The 3452-nt window shown below is 52.0% G+C and carries 2 tRNA genes and 1 rRNA gene; all 3 read right to left on the reverse strand.

The window, feature by feature from the left end:
* Window positions 1-15: 15 nt before the first annotated feature.
* Window positions 16-2897: ribosomal RNA gene (locus tag ACTRWB_RS38040) — 23S ribosomal RNA — on the reverse strand.
* 288 nt (window positions 2898-3185) lie between these two features.
* A tRNA-Ala gene (locus ACTRWB_RS38045) sits at window positions 3186-3261 on the reverse strand.
* Window positions 3262-3354: 93 nt separating this feature from the next.
* Window positions 3355-3431 (reverse strand) — tRNA-Ile (locus tag ACTRWB_RS38050).
* Between the last annotated feature and the right edge of the window lie 21 nt (window positions 3432-3452).

Raw genomic sequence — 3452 nt, forward strand, 5'->3', positions numbered from 1 at the left:
AAACAGACTTGTTATAGGATCAAGCCTTACGGGCAATTAGTATCAGTTAGCTGAACGCATTACTGCGCTTACACACCTGACCTATCAACGTCCTGGTCTCGAACGACCCTTCAAGGGGATCTAGTCCCCAGGGATATCTCATCTTAAGGCGAGTTTCCCGCTTAGATGCTTTCAGCGGTTATCTCTTCCGAACATAGCTACCCGGCGATGCCACTGGCGTGACAACCGGTACACCAGAGGTTCGTCCACTCCGGTCCTCTCGTACTAGGAGCAGCCCCCTTCAAATATCCAACGCCCACGGCAGATAGGGACCAAACTGTCTCACGACGTTTTAAACCCAGCTCACGTACCTCTTTAAATGGCGAACAGCCATACCCTTGGGACCGGCTACAGCCCCAGGATGAGATGAGCCGACATCGAGGTGCCAAACACCGCCGTCGATATGAACTCTTGGGCGGTATCAGCCTGTTATCCCCAGAGTACCTTTTATCCGTTGAGCGATGGCCCTTCCATACAGAACCACCGGATCACTATGACCTGCTTTCGCACCTGCTCGACTTGTCGGTCTCGCAGTTAAGCACGCTTATGCCATTGCACTATCAGCACGATTTCCGACCGTACCTAGCGTACCTTCGTACTCCTCCGTTACGCTTTGGGAGGAGACCGCCCCAGTCAAACTGCCTACCATGCACTGTCCCCGATCCGGATCACGGACCAAGGTTAGAACCTCAAACAAACCAGGGTGGTATTTCAAGGACGGCTCCACCGAAACTAGCGTTCCGGTTTCATAGCCTCCCACCTATCCTACACAGATCGGTTCAAAGTCCAATGCAAAGCTACAGTAAAGGTTCATGGGGTCTTTCCGTCTAGCCGCGGGTAGATTGCATCATCACAAACACTTCAACTTCGCTGAGTCTCGGGAGGAGACAGTGTGGCCATCGTTACGCCATTCGTGCAGGTCGGAACTTACCCGACAAGGAATTTCGCTACCTTAGGACCGTTATAGTTACGGCCGCCGTTTACCGGGACTTCAATCAAGAGCTTGCACCCCATCATTTAATCTTCCGGCACCGGGCAGGCGTCACACCCTATACGTCCACTTTCGTGTTTGCAGAGTGCTGTGTTTTTATTAAACAGTCGCAGCCACCAGTTTATTGCAACCCCTTCACCCTCTGCCCGCAGGGGCATCAAGCTACAAGGGCGTACCTTATCCCGAAGTTACGGTACCAATTTGCCGAGTTCCTTCTCCCGAGTTCTCTCAAGCGCCTTAGAATACTCATCTCGCCCACCTGTGTCGGTTTGCGGTACGGTCATCGTTAGACTGAAGCTTAGAGGCTTTTCTTGGAACCACTTCCAATTGCTTCGCTCCCTAGGGAGCTCGCGCCACACCCTTGAATTCCGCGCCCGGATTTGCCTAAGCGCCTTCTCCAATGCAGCGACCGGGACTTCCAACACCCGGACAACCTTCCGCGATCCGTCCCCCCATCGCATCTAACAATGGTGCAGGAATATTGACCTGCTTCCCATCAGCTACGCATTTCTGCCTCGCCTTAGGGGCCGACTCACCCTACGCCGATGAACGTTGCGTAGGAAACCTTGGGCTTACGGCGAGGGGGCCTTTCACCCCCTTTATCGCTACTCATGTCAGCATTCGCACTTCTGATACCTCCAGCATCCCTTCCGAGACACCTTCGCAGGCTTACAGAACGCTCTCCTACCATGCGTGCAAAGCACGCATCCGCAGCTTCGGTATATAGCTTAGCCCCGTTACATCTTCCGCGCAGGACGACTCGATCAGTGAGCTATTACGCTTTCTTTAAAGGGTGGCTGCTTCTAAGCCAACCTCCTGACTGTTTTAGCCTTCCCACTTCGTTTCCCACTTAGCTATATTTGGGGACCTTAGCTGGCGGTCTGGGTTGTTTCCCTCTTGACACCGGACGTTAGCACCCGATGTCTGTCTCCCGTGATTGCACTCTTCGGTATTCGGAGTTTGCTATGGCGGGGTAATCTGCAATAGACCCCCCAACCATGACAGTGCTCTACCCCCGAAGGTGAGACACGAGGCACTACCTAAATAGTTTTCGGAGAGAACCAGCTATTTCCAAGTTTGTTTAGCCTTTCACCCCTATCCACAGCTCATCCCCTAACTTTTCAACGTTAGTGGGTTCGGACCTCCAGTACGTGTTACCGCACCTTCATCCTGGCCATGGATAGATCACTTGGTTTCGGGTCTACGCCCAGCAACTGAACGCCCTATTCGGACTCGCTTTCGCTACGCCTGCCCTATACGGTTAAGCTTGCTACTGAACGTAAGTCGCTGACCCATTATACAAAAGGTACGCCGTCACCCCTTACGATGCTCCGACTGTTTGTATGCATGCGGTTTCAGGATCTATTTCACTCCCCTCCCGGGGTTCTTTTCGCCTTTCCCTCACGGTACTGGTTCACTATCGGTCGATCACGAGTATTTAGCCTTGGAGGATGGTCCCCCCATCTTCAGACAGGATTTCACGTGTCCCGCCCTACTTGTCGTACACCTAGTTCTTTCATACTGTTTTCGCCTACGGGGCTATCACCCGCTATGGCCGCACTTTCCAGAGCGTTCGGCTAACAATACAAATAAAGAGTACAAGGCTCATCCCATTTCGCTCGCCACTACTTTGGGAATCTCGGTTGATTTCTTTTCCTGCGGTTACTTAGATGTTTCAGTTCACCGCGTTCGCTTCACATGGCCTATGTATTCAGCCATGGATACTCCAAAAGGAGTGGGTTTCCCCATTCGGACATCTACGGATCAAAGCTCGTTTGCCAGCTCCCCGTAGCTTTTCGCAGGCTACCGCGTCCTTCATCGCCTGTGATCGCCAAGGCATCCACCACATGCACTTGTTCGCTTGACCCTATAACGAGTCTGTCTCTCCGACAGTCGTTACAGGTTGAGTTTTCGCGTTGTGCCGTATTCCAATTGAGTCAAACATAGAGTTCGAATCATCTTGAGATACATCGATACAATCACAACCCGGATAGTTTTCACGTCCATCTCAAGACGCTTCCGCTATCCAAATTACTTACTTCTTCCAGATTGTTAAAGAACGACAGCCGATACGTACTACGTATCACTCTGACTGGCTCAATCGCCAATGACAAAGACTCGAACAAACTTCATTCGAATATTTGTCATTGAAGATTGGTGGAGGCAGACGGGATCGAACCGACGACCCCCTGCTTGCAAAGCAGGTGCTCTCCCAGCTGAGCTATGCCCCCATGAGTACAGATTCCTCAGGTACCTTACCCGTCGGTATGGGATTCTCGTAGGCGCTAAAGCGCCAACGATCATCGACACGCCAGACAAGACATTGGTGGGTCTGGTTGGATTCGAACCAACGACCCCCGCCTTATCAAGACGGTGCTCTAACCGACTGAGCTACAGACCCCTGAGTCTGTCTTTAATTTAC

Source organism: Burkholderia sp. YIM B11467, from assembly GCF_052952715.1.